This window comes from Microbacterium sp. SL62, from assembly GCF_026672635.1.
GTDB lineage: Bacteria > Actinomycetota > Actinomycetes > Actinomycetales > Microbacteriaceae > Microbacterium > Microbacterium testaceum_A.
This window is the reverse complement of the sequence record NZ_JAPPRM010000002.1, coordinates 44,809-63,078: the sequence shown is the minus strand read 5'-3', so window position 1 is coordinate 63,078 and position 18,270 is coordinate 44,809. Positions and strand designations below refer to the sequence as shown.

The 18,270-nt window shown below is 65.5% G+C and carries 11 protein-coding genes and 1 pseudogene; 1 reads left to right on the top strand and 11 read right to left on the bottom strand.

The annotated features are described in order from the left end of the window. Positions 1-103: 103 nt before the first annotated feature. The 11 genes and pseudogenes from OVA26_RS16265 to OVA26_RS16220 form a co-directional block, all read right to left on the bottom strand. On the bottom strand, positions 104-478 hold the full coding sequence (locus OVA26_RS16265; protein ID WP_268105044.1) for a hypothetical protein: 375 nt from the start codon (positions 476-478) through the stop codon (positions 104-106). A gap of 143 nt (positions 479-621) precedes the next feature. Further along, positions 622-3,954, bottom strand: a complete 3,333-nt coding sequence (locus tag OVA26_RS16260) for a hypothetical protein (protein ID WP_268105043.1) — start codon at positions 3,952-3,954, stop codon at positions 622-624. Between the two features lie 52 nt (positions 3,955-4,006). Beyond that, on the bottom strand, positions 4,007-6,226 hold the full coding sequence (locus OVA26_RS16255; RefSeq protein WP_268105042.1) for a hypothetical protein: 2,220 nt from the start codon (positions 6,224-6,226) through the stop codon (positions 4,007-4,009). Between the two features lie 67 nt (positions 6,227-6,293). Continuing rightward, on the bottom strand, positions 6,294-7,160 hold the full coding sequence (locus OVA26_RS16250; RefSeq protein ID WP_268105040.1) for a hypothetical protein: 867 nt from the start codon (positions 7,158-7,160) through the stop codon (positions 6,294-6,296). A 183-nt stretch (positions 7,161-7,343) separates the two neighbouring features. Continuing rightward, positions 7,344-9,587, bottom strand: a complete 2,244-nt coding sequence (locus OVA26_RS16245; protein ID WP_268105038.1) for a DNA topoisomerase — start codon at positions 9,585-9,587, stop codon at positions 7,344-7,346. Positions 9,588-9,909: 322 nt separating this feature from the next. Further along, positions 9,910-10,233 (bottom strand): hypothetical protein, encoded by a 324-nt coding sequence (locus tag OVA26_RS16240; RefSeq protein WP_268105036.1) that lies wholly within the window; start codon positions 10,231-10,233, stop codon positions 9,910-9,912. A gap of 40 nt (positions 10,234-10,273) precedes the next feature. Next, positions 10,274-11,116 (bottom strand): sigma-70 family RNA polymerase sigma factor, encoded by an 843-nt coding sequence (locus tag OVA26_RS16235; protein ID WP_268105035.1) that lies wholly within the window; start codon positions 11,114-11,116, stop codon positions 10,274-10,276. 131 nt (positions 11,117-11,247) lie between these two features. After that, complete coding sequence (locus tag OVA26_RS16230) at positions 11,248-12,981, bottom strand: WD40 repeat domain-containing protein (RefSeq protein WP_268105034.1); 1,734 nt, start codon at positions 12,979-12,981, stop codon at positions 11,248-11,250. Positions 12,982-13,392: 411 nt separating this feature from the next. Continuing rightward, positions 13,393-13,545, bottom strand: a pseudogene (locus OVA26_RS17450) (Ig domain-containing protein); the annotation flags it as partial. Between the two features lie 892 nt (positions 13,546-14,437). Then, entirely contained in the window at positions 14,438-14,977 is a 540-nt protein-coding gene (locus OVA26_RS16225; protein ID WP_268105032.1) for a helix-turn-helix transcriptional regulator, read from the bottom strand. 69 nt (positions 14,978-15,046) lie between these two features. Next, positions 15,047-16,774, bottom strand: coding sequence for a DNA primase family protein (locus OVA26_RS16220; RefSeq protein ID WP_268105031.1), 1,728 nt, complete (start codon positions 16,772-16,774; stop codon positions 15,047-15,049). 772 nt (positions 16,775-17,546) lie between these two features. On the opposite strand from OVA26_RS16220, the gene OVA26_RS16215 reads away from it, so the two are divergent. Then, complete coding sequence (locus tag OVA26_RS16215; RefSeq protein ID WP_268105030.1) at positions 17,547-18,032, top strand: hypothetical protein; 486 nt, start codon at positions 17,547-17,549, stop codon at positions 18,030-18,032. The last annotated feature ends 238 nt before the right edge of the window (positions 18,033-18,270 follow it).

Here is an 18,270-nt window from a genome sequence, read left to right as displayed (position 1 = left end):
CCGAAATCGCCTCGATGTGCTGGCGAGGTCACCCTCAGCCGATGAGAAGGGGCCGGCGGCAGATGCCACCGACCCCGGTTCCACTCCCGTGGAGCGTCGACTCTTACCGACCGAGACCGATCAGGCCCGGGGCGATGATGAAGCCGCCACCGAGGTCCTCGATCGTGGTCTGACCGCCCGCGGCGATGTTCAGGACGAACGCGATGCTCCCACCGAGAAGGGCTCCGCCGAGGATGAACATGAAGACGATCAGGACCCAGGACTTGTTGCCCTGGCCGTTGCCAAGGAAGTTCTTCGCGGCCTGGAAGACAGCGACCACAACGAGCACGAGGCCGATGAGTGAGACGAATCCGCCTCCGAGGATGGTGCCGTAGTTCTTCGCGTTGGTGAAGAACGAGACCAGGTCCCAGGCGCCCAGCGGGAGGGGCGAGATCGACACCGCGTCGACGGCGGTCTGGAGTGTGGTGCTGATGGTCATGGAGTCCTCGCTCTGTGTGGAGAGTGTGATCTGTGGGCAAAGCCTCCTAAAAGCATATCGGATTGGCTCATAAACGAGTAAAAAACACGAAAACGCCCCGAGGCTCACCCCGGGGCGTATTCAGTCAGGCTCGAAGCGCGGCGTTACTCCGCCCCGTCGCCTCCCTTGCGTGGCGGCCTTTGCACCGGTTGGCCCAGCGGTCGTTTCGGGGCCTGTCGTGCAGTCGTTGTACGCGGCGACTGGGGCGGCGTCGACGAAGCGCCCGTCTGCTGCTTCGGCGCCGACACGGGGCGGCTGGGTGCGGAGCTGGTCGCGCGCGCCGGAGCCGATCGCACAGCGCGCGGGGCTGCATCACTCTTTGCGGCACCGGGAGCCTTCGTCGCACCGACACCCGCGCCCGAGGCGGGAACAGCCGGGGTGGACGGACCGATAGATCCGGCGCTGACCTGCCCGGTTCCGTTCTTCGCCGCAGCGACCTGAGACACCGTGGCGCCCGCCTGGGACGTCTTCCGCGCTGCTGCGGCCGCCCGGACATGTTTCTGGTTCGGCTTGTCGAGACTGCTCCGCGCGGCATCCGCACGCAGCTGCTTCGCGTCCTGCCCGCTCGCGACAGCGGAGCCGCCCTTCTGAACAGCCTTGCCCCCGGACTCGGCTGCACCCGCGCCGTCGCCCGCGAACCCGCGACCGACAGCCAACGCGGCGTGACCCGCCGCCTGAGCGCCATCCGTGCCGATTTCCTTGCGCTTGGCGGCTGCGGCCTTGTACCCGGCCGCCGTCGCACCCATCGACGTCGAGATGGAGCTCAGCGCGTCGTCGCCGGCCTGCGGCGCACGCGTCTCGCCCGGCTTGGACAGTCCGTTCGCTTCGATACCGCGCCCGATCTCGACCTCACGAGCGATCGCGAGACCGTCCTGGCCGGCACCGGTGAGCGCGGGTGTCGTGCCGGGGTCTCCGTTTCCGGGCGTCGGACCGCCGTCGCCGCCCGTGATGACGCCGGTCGGACCGCCGGATTCTCCTCCGGGGCTCGAGGGCACGGTGTTGCCGCCGGCGGAGGTGACGCCGCCGGGTCCGGCGTTCCACGCGGGAGTCGGAGGGGTCACACCCTTCGCGCCGTCCTTGTTGATCATCCGTGTCGCCATGGCGGCACCGGCGCCGGATGCGAGTCCCCCGGCCAGAGCGGGGGTGAGCCCGCCGGTGGTCGGCATGCCGACGGACGAGTCCATGAACTTCTCGACGATCTTGGTGACGGCCTCCTCGATCGCTTTGACGAAGCCCTTGCGCACCCGCAGGGCGAGGACGGTGAAGCCCACCAGACCGATGATCGAGATCACGGTGACGACGAGCGAGAACCCCCACCCGTTCACGAGGAATGCGATGAAACCGGCCATGTCTCCGCCGGAGCCGTTGTTCAGGATCGCCGCGAACGGCATCTCGATGATCTGGGGCAGAGAGGTGAGGAACTCCTGCACGAGCTTGTAGACGAAGATCGTCACGACCACCTCGAGTACGAGCGCGACCGAGTAGACGACGATCTTCGCGATGGCTGCGATCGCGCCGATCGTCGCGAAGGGCATCGAGGTGACGATCTGCACGGAGCGGCGGATGCTCGCCCAGAGCATCGCGAACGCGTACCCCAGGCCGATGAGGACGAAGGAGCCGAGCAGCACCACCGTGTTCAGCCAGTAGAGGAAGCTCATGCTGCCGGTGCCGACCTGGTTCACGGAGTTGTGGATCGAGCGGGTTGCCTCGGAGGCGACGTTCGAGGACGAGTACATCCGCATCGAGGTCGAATCGAAGTCCGTGTTGAGGTAGTTGTACATCGCCAGCGGCGACAGGTTGCACGCGCGGGGCGCCCCGTCGCTCCCCGTGATCTTCGTCCCCGTGTAGGAGCATCCGCTCGTCGACGAGGTGAAGGTGCGGACGGTGGTGCCGTCTGCTCGCAGACCCGAGCCGGAGGAGACCGCCAGGATCGGGTTGCTGGCAGGGTTCTCCTTGTTGAGGTCGGTGCCACCCTTCGTGAACTTCTCGAACCAGTCCTTCACCGTGGTTCCGGCGTTTTTGGCGTAGTAGCTCGACTGCGTCAGATCGCCCTTCGCAATCGTCTCGAAGGACGCCGCGGAGACCTGGCTGCCGCTGAGGTAGCGCGAGAGCATGTCGACTGTCCGCGTGAACGTGTTGGCGTTGGTGGCAGCGTCACCCGACTTGCCCTCCATGACCTGGTTCGCCCAGCTCGCGTCATAGGCGCCACTGGAGACGATCGAATTGAGGTTCAGACCGAGGGTCTGGTTGTTGATGGCGAGGGTCGTGTTGCGGATCTTCGCCTGCGAGGTGCCGCTCGGGGAGCCGGCGTTGACGTCCCATGCGATGGTGGCATCCGCCGGAACGGCCAATCGACTCTTCATCGCCCAGTTCTCGAAGTCGACGTAGGTGCTCATCACGACGCGCGTTGAGCCGGCGTTGCCCGATGCCGACGCGTCCGCCATCGAGTCGATCATCCCGGTGTACATCGTTCCCAGCAGGGGAAGTCCGAGGCCGATGAAGAGCATTCGAATCACGAGCTTTTTGATGGCGCCGCCGCGATCGAGCTTCTTGAACACCAGCAGTCCCAAGAGCAGCACGGCGATGAAGATCGGCACCATGACGCCCCACGCGAGGCTGGTGAGGACCTGGTACCAGCCGCCGATCCATTCGACGAGACCGCTCAGGGGCCCGACGTCGGCGCTGCCGTTACCGATCATCCCGTCGGCGAGAGCGGGGTTCACCGCGGCGACGCCGGCGTAGAAGAGTTTGAACGGGTTGAGCATGCTGAGCACGCTGATGACCGAGTTGAAGACGAAGTCGACGGCTCCGCTGAGGATGTAGAGGAGCATGACGACGCCGCCGCCGAGCCAGTTCCAGAAGCCGAGCGACAGTCCCGTGCTCGTGCCGTCTAGACCCATGCCCTTTAGCGCGGCGCCGAAGTACGCGTAGTCGACCATGCCCTGAAACTGACCGGTCGCGTAGCTCGCGGAGTCCCCGCCGTCGCGTACGAGGAGCGTGTCGTAGCCGATTGCGTCGGAGGACCCGGACAGCTTGGACGCGAGCCAGCCTGAGACGTCCGAGAGGTTCGGGTCGGCGTATCCGAGGAGGGACCCGGCCGAGCCGGGATCCTGGATGATCCGTTTCCAGTCGCCGCTGAACTGCTCGCTGCTGCCCGGTTCCTGAACCGTGGAGAAGAACGCAGTAGTCGAGGAGGCCACCTTGTAGAAGCTGTACTTCATCGGGTCGGCGTCGTCTGCCCGTGCCGACGATGCCGCGAGAAGCCCGAGGATCGCGGTCAGCGGGAGAACGACGAGCAGCAGCGCCGCGGCCAGACGACGCACTCCCCACTTCGGCGCGGTGGGCTCGGTGTGGAGCCGGTGTCCGCCCGCACGCCCGTCGCGAAGGAATGCCCAGAGGCTGCGCGGGGCGCCCTGGGGTGTCGAGATGTCGGTCATCGTGTGTCCTTGCTCGTGGGATCGATTCGTGCGGTCGTGTGCTCGGCGGCGGTCACCGCGTCGAGAGCATCCGATTCCGCATGAGGGGGGACGCCGGCCGTCCCTGTGTGGCTCCGAGGAGTGTGCGCTGCAGCGGGGCCGCCGCGCCTTGCGTTGCGCGCGACGAAGACGTCGCCGGGGTGAGAGCGGCTCGGCTCAGCGGTGTCACCTGCCGAGCAGCCTCCTCCCGCTGGGCTGCGCGCGCGGGGTTCACTCCGAGAGCCAGGTCGAGGTGGAAGACGACGTTGGTGACGTCGCGCCGGAGATACGCCAGCCCCTGGGTGCGCTGCGTGATGAGCCGCTCGAGGTCCGGCGGGATGTCCTGCTTGAGCTTCTGCTGATACGCGGCGACTGTGTTCTCCCCCATCGGACCGAGCACGGTCCAGTCGGCCCGGTCGAACTTGTTGAATTCGGCGTCGCCGAGCATCTTGTCGACGTCGTTGTAGAGGTACATCACGCGTCCACCCCGCTTGAAGAGGCGCTCGAGCTGAGTGGTGATGTACGGCTTCACGCCCGCCTCGATGTACTCGGCGCCGTGGATGATAACCGTGTCGCCGAGGCCGAGGCTGTTGACCGCGAATCCGACGGTGTTCACCAGCTGGGCCATCGCGACGCCCTGGCTGCGGTTGAGCAGCTTCGAGAAGTCGTAGAGCACCCGACGCGCTTCCGAGACTCCATCGACTGAGGAGCTCGTGAAGGTGTTGAAGAGGTCGCCCTCGTTGTCGAGCATGTCCTTGAACGTCAGACGCAGCACGTTGTAAGCGTTCATCTGCTTGTCGTCGCGCGCGGTGCTGTTCTTGAGAGCCACGTAGGCCGTGTCGAAGTAGCTCACGAGGTCCTGCAGGCGGGGCACGTGCGTGTGCTCGAGGCCGACGATCCGCACCCGTTCGCGGTTCTCCTTGGCGTTGCGCACCCACATGCCCTTGTCGATGTAGAACATCGTCAGCGTCTCTTTGAGGGATCCGCGGATGATCGAGCGGTCGGAGTCGGTGGTGGCGTACGCCTGCTCGGCCATCAGCACGAGCTTCTCCAGGTGGGCGGAGAAGATCGCGAATTCGTCTGCTGCGTCGCCGAACATCTCGAACATGTTGATGTCGCCCGTGCTCATGTCCAGACGAGCGGTGACGCCGGTCAGCGCGGGCCCGAGCGTATTCAGGTCGGCGCCGTCGAGAACCAGGTGGACGACGCGCCTGTTGTTCAGCAGTGCGCTCTGGCTGGCCTTGCTCCCCCACATGTCCGGTACGTGGCAGCGACCGAGGACGGGGTTGATCGTGGCATCCGCGACGACGACGTGGTGCTGGTAGTCGTTCACGTCGAAGAGCACGGCTGAGTTGTTGACGTCGCCGAGCATCGAGCCGACGTACTCGCCGGCCGGGTCGTTGAGCCCGTTCGTGACCAGGGAGTGCGCGCCGGCGAACTCGACGGAGGTGAAGTGCTGTCCCTTGCCACGCGTGCGGTCGTTCTTTCTTAAGAGGGTCGACAGTTCCTGTCGCTGCTCGCCCGGGTAGGCCGCGACCGTCAGCGTGCCGAATCGATCGATGTAGAGCCGACGGATCTTCTCGATCGCGACGTCGAGCGCATCCAGGCTTGCGGCACGCACGAGGAGCCGGTTGTGGACGTGCAGGTAGCTGGCGCCGTTGTTCAGCTCGCCCGTGACCTCGTCGACGTCGGAGCTCACCTTCTGCGCCTTTCGGCGGGAGCTGTTCGTGGTTGCCGCGGCTTGTTCTCCGCGGTCCATGTTCTCGAGGCGTTCGCTATCGGTCAGGCGATCCTCGATCCACTTCTTGCCCATCCGGCGAACCTGCTCGAGCATTACCACGCTCACGCCGTCGCCGAGGCCGGCGGGGATCCTGTTGATGCCCCAGAACGCGCCGAAGTCGTCCTGTGCGACGTCGTCGTGAAAGAAACCGAGCACGCACCCCACGGAGTCGTCGATGTGGAAGTAGTCCGAACGGAAGACGTACCCCTCGCGAGGCTTGATCGCGAGCAGGTGGGGGTAATCGCGGAAGGATCCCTTGAGTCGTCGAATCATGCGCTTCGCGTCGCGCCGTTCCTGCGCGCTCATTCCGGAGAAGGGGTCCGCGGCGGCTTCCTCGTCGATCCGGCTCTGACGCTGCCGGGTCTGGTCCTGGGCTGCCGCCAGGCGGAGTGCAGCGAAGCCGCCACCGGAGCTGAAAGGCTGATCGGGTGACGGCGTCTTCCCCTGCGGGGCGAAGGTCTGAGTCTCGCTCAAGTCATCCTCTGCATCTGCTCGTTTTATGCTCGTAAATGAGTGTTTCTTGCAATTCTACACGTCTCCGTTATCGCGACACGGCATATACGGAGCGCAGCATTTCCAGGGCATCGCGCTGGTCGAGGGCAGTCAGTTGTTTGATCATGAGCGACGACTCCTGGGCTTCGGCACTCACGACGGTGTGCGCTCGACGCAGTGCCTCGAGGTTGTCGGCCTTGATGACGAGGTACTGGTGGATCGAGGTGAACGAGTCGCCCACATAGTCGGTGAGGATCGAGTAGCGCTCCTCCATCAGCTCTCGAAGTTCGGGGTCGTCGACGGTCAGGTCCACGTTCAGGCGCTCGAGATTGGCCAGTTGGCGGTACACCCGCTGCGGCTCCTTCGTCGTGAGCCAGATGAACTCGGCGGTGGTGTCGACCTTGCGGTAGAAGTTGTCGACCCGCTCGATGATCGCGATGCGGTCCTGCTCGAACACAAGCACGGACGCCGAGCCGACGACGAGATACGCCTGTCCGACGGTCCCGTCCGCCCAGGTGAGGTAACCGGTCTCGTCGACGCCGTCGAGGCCCGTGATCGAGTAGAAGCCGCTCGGCTCAGAGGACGTCCGAGTGTTGACGCGCCGCATGGAGGGCTGGATGTAATTCAGCAGCGCGGGGACGCTGAACAGGTTGAGCTCCTTCGTGCGCGAGTACCGCCCGAAGAACGCGGTGGCCGCGATCCACCAGAGCGCGATGCCGATCAGCAGGAAGATGTTGGCGTGCTTGAGGTAGGTCGTGGAGAGCACCCAGAACCCGATGAACAGCGATGCCACCCAGAAGAGGATCACCTTGATGGGGAGGGGCTTCGCCTGGAAGCCGGCGCCGGCGAAGGTGATCTCGTGATCGAGAAATGATCGAGCGATCGACGTAGGGATCTTGTAGCTGGCCTTGGCCACGATTCGCCTCCTGGTCTCAGTGGGCGCGGCGCGGCCCGGGGCTTCCAGCCTACCTTCGAGGGTTCGTTTAATCCTCGTTTCCGTGCAATATCGGCGAAAAGACGCATCGATGACTATCCCGCTCGCTCACGCAAAAAGACCCCCGACCGACGGATGCCGGCAGGGGGTCTTCGTGCGTATGCCTCAGGCGAATTCGAAGATGATCTTCTTCTCCTTGCCGCCGATCTCTTTCGCGAAGTGGACGGTCGCGGCGAACTCTTTCCCCTTCTTGCTGACGAAGTCGTCGACATAGATCTTCCGCCCCTTGAGCAGATCGTCGATCTCCGTGGGGGTGAACGCGTGGCCGCACATCTTGGCCGGAGGCATCTCCTGGCCGGCGGCGCTTCGACGGGGCCCGAATTCGGGCTTGAAGCCGACGAAGGGGTAGCTCTTGCCGTTCCGCTCCATGGTCTGCAGGGCGAGCTTGCCGCGCGCTTCGAAGGGGGCATTGTTGCGCTTCGCGGAGAACGCCTGAAACACGATCTCGCGGCCGGCGAGGAGGTCGGTCACCTGCTGGTCGGTGAAGCGGTGTCCCGACCACTCGCGACGGAACTTCACCGGCTGCCCGGTCTCCGCCCATACGCCCTCTGCGCGCTCCGCCTGGACCGGGGCCTTCAAGCCGAGGTCGACGCGCATCTGGGTCGCGTTCTTCTGCATCGTGATGATGTCCTCACGCACCCACGCGGCGACCTGGGCGAGCTCTTTGTCGGCGGAGGTCTTGCCGCTGGCCACGTCGCGCATGATGGCGTAGACCCGCTCTGTCAGTTCCAGGTCCCCAATGCGCGTCCCGGGGAGGAGGCGATGACTCATGTCCCCCGCCTCCGTCATCGTGAGCTTGCCGCGCGCCTCGGCGAGCAGGGGGAAGCGCGCGCGCGCGTTCGTGACGTCCGCGTAGGTGCTCGTTCGCGTTGCGCCCGTGCCGACGTCGCGCTTCTCGAGCTGCTTCATCAACCACTTCATCGACGGGTGTTCGGGGCGCGGAGGGATGATCTCGAAGACGATCGGCTGCCCGACGGTCCCCAAGCCGTTCGCGTTGTCCTGGTCTTGCTCGGCGTCGGACTCGTCCTTTTCGTCAGCGTCGGAGAAGACCAGCTTCCACCCCATGCTCTTTGGGACGTTCGCGCGCCCCACGAAGGCCGGATACAGGGTCAGGTGCCCGTCCTGCGCCTCGTAGAGGTAGTCCTCGGCGAGCATCGCCAGATACGAGCGTCCGAGCTCCATGTAGATCAGCGGGGCGATGGGGCCGAACGTCGTCTTCAGTGCGTCCAGAGAAGCGGGGACCTTGGGCCCTGGGCGGTTGGCGCCGTGGGCGCCGGCGTCTTTGACGTGCGTCTTGCGGGGCGCACGGTGCGTGAGCAGGGAGGGGTCGACCCCGACCACCGCGGCGATCTTGTTGACGAAGGGGAGCAGCTCGTTGAACTGCTCGGTCGTGATCGTCTTGTCCTCGGTGCGGGGGTATGAGACCACCTGAGCCTCGTACATCTTCTGGTACGTGGCGAGGACCTGGTCGGCCTTCACGCCCTTGCTCGAGAGGCGGGCGGACAGCCCTGCGAGATCCAACAGTCGACGAGGGGGCGTCGCCTTGTTCGTGCGCTTGTCCAGGACCACCCGCGACGGACCATACGGTCGAGGCACTTCCGCCTCCGTCGCGAACCGGGGCTCCTCCGGGTTCGTGTACAGCACGCCGTTCTCGTCGCGGAAGCGGTTCTGGAACTGGGTCACCTTGACGTAGTTCTTGTGTGCCTGCAGCTGGTCCCCCACCAGCTTGACCATGGCCGATTTCAGTCGTCCCTGACGGAGGACGAGGTTCTGGCCGGACACCCGGCTCGCCACGCGAGTGAACTGGATGGTGAGGAAGTCGAAGCGGTCGCGGAAGTTTGCCTTCAGGTAGTCGCCCTCGTGCAGCATGCCCTTGACCGGACGCCGTTTCGCGAACGCCCGTTGGAGTGACGCCGGCGCCTCGTCGGTGAACTCCATGCGAGAGAAGCGCTTGTGGTGCAGTTTCAGCTCGTCGATGATGTTCCACGCGATCGCGTCACCCTCACCCGTGGGGTCGAGGTCCGTCGCGATGACGATCTCGTCGACGCGGCCGAGCACCGCGCGCAGCTGATCGAGAGTCTGCTTCGTGTCTTTGATCGGCACCCGGCTCCAGGCAAAGCGAGTGCTGTCCCAAGGGAGATCCGCCAGATCCCATGACTTCATCTTCGAGGCCTCGTCCGCTGTCGCTCCGGTCAGCTGGGCCTCCGGGGGTGCGAGCTCGAAGAGGTGGCCACGCGCGGAGACGATGACGTAGCTCTCGCCGTTGGGGGCGACCCCCTGGACGCCACCGAGGGCGGCGGCGAAGGCTCGTCCCGCCGAGGGCTTCTCCGTGAGAATGGCCAGCGTCATGAGTCTCCTTGCGTTCGTTTTTCCTCGTATACGAGTTTAATCGTAACCGAAGACACTCCTTTCGGCGGCGGCTGCGGGGTCGACCACCCTCCTAGGTTCCACGTCGACATGGCGGTTTCCGCGGACAAATGACGCACACATGGCGGTTTCGCCATCTCCCGCGGACGGCACCCGCCCACGCGACGCCAGCTCACGCTCCTTCCCACAGTGCGCCGCGGACCGGGGGGCTGATGTGCGCGCAGGCGCAGGCGGCGTGTGGGACCACAGGCCGCCGCCGGATATGCGTGGAGCCCGGAGATCAATCCGGGCTTCACGAGAACTGTCAGGCGGCGAGGGCCACCGGGTGCGTGATGTCGAAGAAGATCACGGCCGATTCCATCTCGCTCTGATGACCTTCGGCGCGCAACGAGGCGTCCAGACGTCGGGCCGCGTGGCGGAGGCAGATGCGGTTGAACTGGCGGAGCTCGAGGCGCGCGGACTCCAGCGCCTGCTGAGCCTCTTCGGGAACGTGGGCGTCAACGGCGTCGTGCAGCTCGACGGCCTTCTCGCGCATCTTGACAACCTCCTCCGCGATCGCGCGGTAGGACTGCGCTGCCTGGCGATCGTGCTCGGCCAGCAGCATGCGTTCGACGTGTCCCTTCATCATCGTGCGATCCTAGCGGCCACCACCGGCACCTCGGCCGGCATCAGGATGCGAGCAGCTCAGGGGCCGAGTTGGCGCCGAAAACCTGATCGAAGAAGTCCGCCCGCTTCGGCGTCGACCGATCGGGGTCCTCCCCGCTCTCCCACGAGCGCATCGCCTCGCCCATCAGAGCCAATGCCGTCTTTCGCAGCTTTGACACATACGGGTGGCTCACGGCCATTTGCGCAGCAATTTCTATGAGAGGGCGGTCCTCGAGGTAGATGCCTCGGATCACGAGTCCCATCTGCTCGGGAAGAGCCGCGATGATCCGCGCCAGCATCCGTCGCCGTTCGGAGCGCTCCGCGGCATCCTCGGGGAGGATGACCTGGTCGATGAGGTCTGTCGCCTCTCGCCCCGTATCCGGAGCGAAGTGCTCTTCGAAGCTCGTCGACGTGCGCACCATCTCATCGAGCTGCAGGTGCTGAGTCACGGTCTCCCGATCCATCCCGGTCCGCGAGACGAGCTCAGCGATGGAGGGTCGGCGGCCGTCGGGGGTCGTCCCAGCCTCGATGGCCACGTGCAGCTTCTTGATCTTCTGGCGACTGCGCTCCCCCGCGGGATCGAACCTGCGCATCTCGGTGGCCATCGACCACTTGATCTGGCTGCTCGCGTAAGCGCTGAAGGGCACGCCCCGCGAGGCGTCGAAGCTCAACGCTGCCTGCGCCAGACCGACCCGTGCGGCCGAGAGAAGATCGTCGAGGTCCAGGTGGTCGGCTGTGCGAGCTTTCTGCGTGGCCAGGTAGGTCGCCAGTGGCATGTTCTCGTTCGCCAGCTGCTCGGGCGTGAGGGTCAGGGGTGTGGTCGTTACTGCTGCAGAACCAGATGAACTGGGGGAATCGTCCGGCAACGTGTGCTCCGATTTTCGCTTGTTTAAGAGCAAACTAACAGCAACCAAGGGTTACGGGAAACGCCCCTTCGCGTTGCGACTACGACGAAGGCCCCGGACCGTCGCCCGGGGCCCCCTCGCAATACTCGATCTCAGTCGGACGCGGTGAATTTCAGGAGGGTCGTCGTATTGGGCCCGCCTGTTACGGCCACCATTCGGCCATCCGGGGAGACAGTCGTTCGAGGTGACATCCCGCTGGGCAGCGGAACCCTGACCACTTCACTTCCGTCGCGGGTGTCGACCGCAATCAGATTTCGCGAATCCGACACGTACAGCCACCGCCCATCTGGGGACATCGTGAGTCCAGCGAGCACGATCCCCTTGATGGAGTGCGTAGCGATGACATCGCCCGTCTCGAGGTCGACGCGCCGGAGAGTCCCGCCGGCCCCGGTCCACGCCGTGTTGCCCGGAGCTGCCGCGACGAAGTACGACGTGAGGGTGGGGGTGATCACCCGCGTCGTCCCTGACAGGGTGTCGAGAACGTAGATGCCGGACGATCCTGAAGCGGTCGCGAGCACGCGGCCGTCCGCAAGCGCGTCGATCCGCCAGCCGGAGCCGGTTTTGCCGAAGGCGACCGATCCGAGCACCGCCCCCGTCGACGCGTCGTACGAGACCAGTTCCGCGACGCTGCCCGACTTGGACCGAGCGAAGTGCAGCGTGTTGCTGTCGGCGGACCACACGACCGCCATGGCGCTCGTCCCCACCTTGATCTCGTTCACCTTCTCGAGCGTCTTCGCGTCGTAGACCTGCAGAGCGCCGTCGGACGCGACTGCGTAGCGGTTGCCGTCGGGGCTCAGAGCGGCGCTTCGATTCGTGCCGATCTTCAGCTGCTTGATCGTCGTGCTCGTGGCGATGTCGACGAGGGAGATCGTCTGATTCGTCGCCAGATAGAGCTGGGAGCTGTCAGCCGAGAAGATGGCGCTGTACGGCCCCACCGCGGTGGTGAGCGATCCCGCAGGGGTGATCGCAGGGTTCCCCTTCACGGTGATCGTCACCACGCCTCTTGCCGTCAGGCCCTTGTTGTCGACGACCTCGATTGTCACGCTCCGAGTGTCAGTGTCACGCGGCGCCCCAGAGAGGGTGCCGTCCCATTTCAGGGAGAGCCCAGCGGGAAGCGAGCCTTCGACCACCCGGAACTGATAGCCGCCCCAGCCCCCGGCCGCGGTGAACCGTTCGAGCGTGGTGACGTACTGCGTCGTGTCGAGATCGGCAACGCTGATGGTTAGCGGAATGACGTCGACGACCACCGGGATGCGGAAAGTGTTGCGGCTAATCTGCGGCGAGTTCACATCCTGCGCCTCGATGACGAGTTCGTAGGTGCCGGGCAGCGCGTAAGACGCCGTGAGCATGCTCTCATCGATCGTGGCTGTCGCCCCTTGAGCGCTGATGAGCGTGTAGACGAAGTTCGCATTGCTCGCGCCGTTGCTCGCCTGGAGAGGGACTGAAAGCGCCTGCCCGGAAACCATCTGCAGCGGTGTGGTGTTCATCTCGATGTGCGCGGGAAGCACGTAGACGGCCGAGCGCTGCGCGACAGAGCCCTTCTCGTTCTTGGCCGTGACTGTGAGGTTGAAGCTCCCCGTCGTGGACGGCGCGGTGCCTCGCAGATGGCCGTCGATGATGTTCAGCCAGCTCGGCAACCCCTCGGCAACGTACGCGATCGCCAGACCAGTCGAGCTGGTGGCGCCGAGATCGAGATCGATCTCGCTGCCGACCGTGAAGCTGATGCGAGGGTTGAGCGAGAACTCGATCTTGTCTATCTGAATACCGCCGGCTCCCTGGTCGATCTCCGGGTCCGCGGGCTCGACCTCGCTGCCTTCTCCGTCCACCGGCTCGTTCGGGGTCTCGTTTCCGGAGGCCGAGGGGGTCGGCGTGGGTGAAGGTGAGGCCGGCTGCGCCGGTCCCTCGGTAGCGGGGGCAGTCGGTGTGGGGCTCGCGGCATCGCCCGGGTCCACCTGTCCTGTTCCGCCTCCCGGCACGACTGGATCCGTACCGGTACCGGGGGTGTCGGGGTTCGCCGGGGCGTCGGGATCCGCTCCGGGGCCGGGAGTCTCGCCGCCTTCATCCGGGGCGTCCGGCTCGGACGGGTTCGTCGGGACAGAGCCGCCGTCCTCTCCGCTACCGTTCCCCTGGCCTGGGTCCGGGTTCGCGGTCGAGTCGTCGCCGGGCTCGGGGGCGGGGGTGATGGGCTTCGCCACCACCATCAGGAACCAGCCTCGGATCGCGCGTTGGCTGTTCGCGACCTCGAGCTGGAAGACGTAGCGTCCGGGTTCTGCCAGGGTGCGCCCCGAGATCGTCCCTGTCGCGGGGTCGATCGTGAGACCTTCAGGAAGATCGCCTGCCGCGATGCGCCACGTGGCCCCCTCGAGGTCGAAGACTCCCTTCACGTGCATGAGGAGGTGGTAGGCCTCGTGCTGGATCGCGATCGAGAGTTGCTGGGCGTTCACTTCGTCGCCGCCGCCGGTTGAGGGCTCATCCTCGGACGTGGGAGATTCCGTGGGATCCGGCGATGTACCTGCGCCACCCTCCTCCGAGGTGTCGCCGGGATGTGGCGTCGAGGGGTCACCGCCCTCTTCGTCGCCGTGACCGACGCCGGTTCCCGGCGTCGCCACTCCCCCACCGGCCGTCGGCTCCGGCTGAGAGGTCGCGGAGGGCGAGGCGGTCGGCGTGGCGGGAAGCGTCGGACTCGGACTCTGCGTCGGCTCGGCAGGCGCCGGCTGCAGGGGGCTCGGTTCGGGCTGCGTGGCATCCGGGATCACCGACGGCGCAGGCGCTGTCGGTGTCGAGGGTCGCAGATCCGGAAGTCGCGTCGGCGGCCCGATCGGCCAGAGCGGCTCATCGACGGAATCATCCTCGACGGCGTCGATCTCCGTTGGCAGGTCGGTCTCCGCGCTCGGGGTCGCGATCTGATCCGCATCCTCGTCACCGAGCGAGCCGGGGACGATCTCGGGGGGCGCCGAGGCCGCGGCCTCGGCTTCCACGGAGGCCGGTGAGCTCGAAACGCTGCTCGTGGCCACGACGATCCCCGCCGTGCTGAGCGACAGTGCGGATACGCCGGCGAAAGCGATGAGCATCATGAGGCGCTTGCGCTTCTTCCCACCCTCTTCCGTATCGGCCAGACCGGGCTGAGAGGTGTCCGCCATCAGGTGCTCCATCTTCAGTTCGTCGCGCACCGTCGGATACGGCCGCCCCCCCAACGGTATCAGTGCAAGAACGTCGAATTTGCTCGTAAACGTGGCGGATATAAGCAAAGCCGCCGATTGTGTCGAAGCTTTGCGCCCTCGCTCACGTGCGCAGAGCGACTCCGGCACGCACGCACAAGGCGGCCAGCACCTTGAAGAGCGTGGCCATCGACTCGGGATGCCCGATCCCCTCCTCGAGCTCCTTCAGTCGGATGGGCCGTACGCCGGCGACCTCGGCGACCTGCTTGCGCGTGGCATGTCCACGGAGCTTGACCAGCAGATCTGCTAGGTCGGCCGGGTTCTGCAGCATGCGGAACTGCTCGGTGCCCGGATTGATCCGGCTGTGGCCGATGTGCAAGGCCCCGCAGTGGTTGCGGCACCAGTAGTGGTCAGTGGACGCGTCCTCGCGGATGCGCTCCGGGATCTCGCTGATGCTGCGGTATCGGCGCTTGAAGACCCACTGACCGTCGCGTTGGGTCTTGCATTCGCGTGGCGCCGCCGTGGGGTCGGTTACCGGGGCCGCCATGCCCGCACAGCGCGCCGAGCAGTACAGGCCGAGGAGGACCTCGGCGCCGCCGCCGCCCAGAGCCTTCTGGCAGGCCTTGCAGCGCTGTCGCGTCGGGAAGAGGGTTTCGGACGCCATCAGAAGCCGCCGGTCGTGGGGTGCGTGTTCTGGCCGGGTGTCATGGTGTTCCTTCGATGTGGGGCGGGCTCAGGCGGCAAGGTCGTCGAGCAGGGGTGAAGAGGTGGCCGCGTTGGTGATGAGGCGGGCGATGCCGAGATAGTTCGTCTTCAGCGGGAACGGGGTGCAACGACGCACCGGGTCCGTCCCGGTGTAGGCGCTGTTGGTCCAGTCCTGCAGGTTGTACTCGGCGATGAGTGGCTCCGGCTGCGCCATCTTCTGCCCGGGGCGGTGCTTTTTCTGGGGGTCCGAGTACGACCACTCGGTCGAGTCGGACAGGATCTCCACCAGCTGCGAGGCGAAGTCGTTCCTGTTGCCCGGCATCCCGGATGGGTGCGTCTGCTTGAACCAGACCAGGTAGTGATCCCAGAGGAAAGCGGTCGGAAGTAGATCCCACACCCACTGCTCGGAGAACTCCTCCCACCAGTCCTTCACTGGTGCGTTCTCGCGGAGTACCTGCGCGAGAAGGTCCTGGCATGCCTGCGGGTTGGAGAACTCCGTGTGCTTCATCGAGAGCGCGCGCTGCAGCACGTACTCGAGGACGTCTTGACGTCGGAGATAGTCGGCCTTGATGTAGCGCCGCTCTGTGTTGCCGAACCAGCGCCGGAAGGGCACGTAGAGCTGGCGGCGGGCGTAGGACGCGCTCTTGTCGCGGCTCTTGGGGAAGTCGTTCACGCACTGGATGACCGTCCCCGAGAAGCTCAGGGTCACGGGGTCTTTGAACTTTCGCTGCAACGAGACGCGGTCGCCCGTGACCACGCTCTTGAAGTCTCCGAGGTCTTTCGCGAAGGCTCCGACGCTGTTCTCGTCGACGATGATCGCGCGAGCGTGGATCAGCTCCGTGAGCGCGAACGGCTTGCCGAAATCTGCGATCGGGATCGATGCGTGCCCGGAGGGACCGAGAAGGTTTCGCGCGAGCTCGCAGAAGGTGCCCTTCCCGTTGTTCCCACGACTCGAGTACAGGAAGGCGGCCTTGTTCCAGCGGACGCCCGGGCGCACCGCTGCGCTCAGGATCTCCCAGAGCAACTCCGGAACCCCCTCATCCTCAGAGAGATCGGCGATCCAGCTCTCGACATCCCAGGTGTCGCCGTGCGGGGTCTTAATGATCGGGTTCGCGGCCGCGGCGTTGTAGGCAACGGGGCTCTTCGAGAGGAAGACCAGGTCCGGGCTGAATGGGAGAAGCTCCTGTGTGTTGTGGTCGAACACCCCGTTCGCGACGGGGACCAGGTGAGCGTCGGTCGTGCGTGCGACGACCTCGGCGTGGATGCGCAGGCGCTTCAGCATGGAGTCGATTGCGTTGCTCGTGAAGCTGGGGCGGATCTCGCTGGCCAGCTGCGCGATGGGGGTGTCCGAGACCACGTAAAGCCCCGCGTCCGGGCCGAAATCGCCGCGGTACATCGCGAGGAGGGTCTCGTCGGGAGACGTCGAGCCGGCCAGGTTGATCGCGACGATGCGGAAGCGCGAGAGCAGGACGCGAACGACGGTGATCTCGTCGAGAACCTGCACCTTCGTGACTTGCGGCGAGCTCGACGATGAGTCTTTGCGCGCCCGATTCTCCATGGCGATCTCGCCGTTGATGCGCTGCAGGATTTCGTCGCGGATCACGCCGAGCGTGACGTCGTCGTTGACGATGCTGGTCAGATATGCGGAGACCACGCGATCGGTGAGAGTCTCCGCGGAGGTCGGTACGAAGCCGAACAAGTCCTGGGTGTGATGGGCGTCAGTGTCGATTCCGGGGTCATCAGATGTACGTCCCATGCGGGTCCCTTCGGTGGCTTTGCGTCCTCCCCCGGTGCTCGGCCTGACGACCGAGTGGTACCACCGTGGGGAGAGCCGCCAAGTTAGCACGCGCCACAGGCGGAATCAGCTCGTATACGAGGAAAAGGAGCGCGTACCTGCTCGGTACCTGGCAAATTCGGCGCCCAGGTACACCACCAGGTACGTCTGGAGCCCCGGAAATACGGGCTCAGGGGGCCGGTCGAGGGGGTGTACCTGGCTGTACCTGGAGATATTGAAGAAGAAGTAGGTACACCCACACCCCCCCCCCCCCGCTCATCGCCGAACTCATCCCCTGGAGGGATCTCGCCAGCGCCAGGTACAGCAGGTACGCCGACGAAAACACCCGATCAGCCTGACTAAAGAGAGTGAGCTCGTGTCGCATGGTTGCGCCCACCGATTCCGCCCCCGATCACCCCTTTTCTTGTCCGCGGCTGTACCTGCGTCGATCTAGGTACGTCCAGGTACGGGCGGTGGCGCTTTGGCGAGCTGGGCGACATGTGGCCAGAGAGTGCCCGCATCCTGACCGCGGGGTGACCGCTCCGTGGCCACGCCGCGGTCACGCGTGGCCCATGGTGGAAACACGCCGCTTTGCCACGTAAACGTGCAGAACCGACTGCGCCCTGATAGCGTCTCGCGGGTGCCCGTCGTTTCGCTCTGTTCGACTTCGGCGTCGGGAACCTTTTTCGGAAAAGATCACCGCGCCGTGTGTCGTGCCGCAGTTAACGCGCACGGCGACCCTAATCTCGGCCACATGACCACCATGATCGAGCAGCCCAGCGTGGGTTCCGGTGCTGTCAGCTCCACCCCCGCGAACCTCCCAGCTAAGCCCGTCCGCGGCCGCCCCGGCAAGGGAGCGCGCGACGCGATCGTTGCCCGCCCGGACATCGACCTGGGTGACACCATCATCTACTTCGCCGTGCGCGCGCACCTGACGCCGGGCGAGTACATGGTCAAGCTCGCGGCCGAGCGGCTCGACATGCCGGAGTACATCCCGGCGCCGATGATGCGAACGGTCCGAGTGGCCGACCACGCGATCCGCAATGGTCACTACGCCTTCACCGCCAAGCCTCCCGTGGAGTTCGGGGCGATCCTCAAGGACAACGCCACCGAGAACGGTCTGAGCTTCGGCGACTACATGGTCCTCCTGGCCGCCGAGGCTCTCGAGATGCCCGACAGCAAGCCGTCGGTGCCCGAGCAGCTCGAGATCGCGAAGGAGGCCGTTCCGACAGCCGCCTAAACACAGGAAACCCCCACCAGAGGCGGGGGTTTCGAGTGGAAGCGAGAGCTTCCGAAGATTCGATCTTCTGAGCGCCAGACGCCAATCAAGTCGCTCAGAAGGACTTCCGTCAAAGATCCGGTTGGAGCCGGTCCTTTGACGTACCGCCAGGCCGTTCCCCGGAGGTACCGCCATCGTAGCCTACGAGCGCGCCATTTTCGCGCCATCGCTCGACCACGACACGCCGACGAAGGCGTCG